At 31.3% G+C, this 486-nt stretch carries 1 protein-coding gene; it reads right to left on the bottom strand.

Annotated elements, in window-relative coordinates; translation table 11 throughout:
- Positions 1-145: 145 nt before the first annotated feature.
- The coding region (locus AC1DWA_RS33305) for a VOC family protein (protein ID WP_477917740.1) at positions 146-486 on the bottom strand (341 nt) is incomplete at its 5' end.

Below are 486 nucleotides of genomic sequence, written 5' to 3'. Positions count from 1 at the left end.
GAGGTAAATAATGAAAACAGGTTTAGTATTGGTGGAGATTTACATAAAGACTAAACAATTCAAAGTTCAACTAGTATTGTATATATTATATGTCTTTAGTTCACATAATTTTCATTGTCGGCAACCATTTATAAAAAGGAGCAAATCAAAGTTTGATTCGCTCCTTATAATCCTTTTCCATATCTAATGTATAAAATTCTATAACATTATCTTCAGTATCCTTAAAATACACCCTTCTTTCTTTTAACAGATTGGTGTTAATCTCTTCCACAATTTTATTATCAATGCCGGCATTTTGCAGTATCCTAATAGCAGAATCAAAATTCTCTTCTTTTATATGTAAAGCAAAATGTACATGAACTCCACCTTGATCATAAAGTCCCTTCCAATTGGAAATCAATTTTTCTTTCTCTATTTCTTCTAACGGTGAAAAATTTCTGGAAAGCCAGAGACCTAGCCTAGTATGTCCGCCTACATATAACCCTG

This window comes from Rhodococcus sp. P4_F3_2, from assembly GCF_056401335.1.
This window is presented reverse-complemented; position numbering and strand designations above follow the sequence as displayed.